The 239-nt window shown below is 59.0% G+C and carries 1 protein-coding gene; it reads left to right on the plus strand.

Annotated elements, in window-relative coordinates; translation table 11 throughout:
* A partial coding sequence (locus G9F50_RS20365) for a condensation domain-containing protein (RefSeq protein ID WP_165417796.1) occupies positions 1–239 on the plus strand: 239 nt, incomplete at both ends.

Raw genomic sequence — 239 nt, forward strand, 5'->3', positions numbered from 1 at the left:
GTTCAGGTGCCGTTACAGGACATCTTCGCCCGGCCGACGGTGGAAGAGCTCGCTTCGGTTATTCAGGACTTGGAAGAAAGCCCGTATGAAGCGATTCAGCCTGCGCAAACACAGGACACCTACCCGGTGTCTTCGGCGCAGAAACGGATGTATGTGCTCCAACAGCTTGAAGACGGCGGTGTCGGCTACAATATGCCGGCTGTGCTGGAACTGACGGGCCCGCTTGACCGCAGCCGGCT

Origin of the sequence: Bacillus sp. EKM206B, assembly GCF_011066015.1 — a bacterium.
Taxonomy (GTDB): domain Bacteria; phylum Bacillota; class Bacilli; order Bacillales; family Bacillaceae; genus Bacillus; species Bacillus velezensis.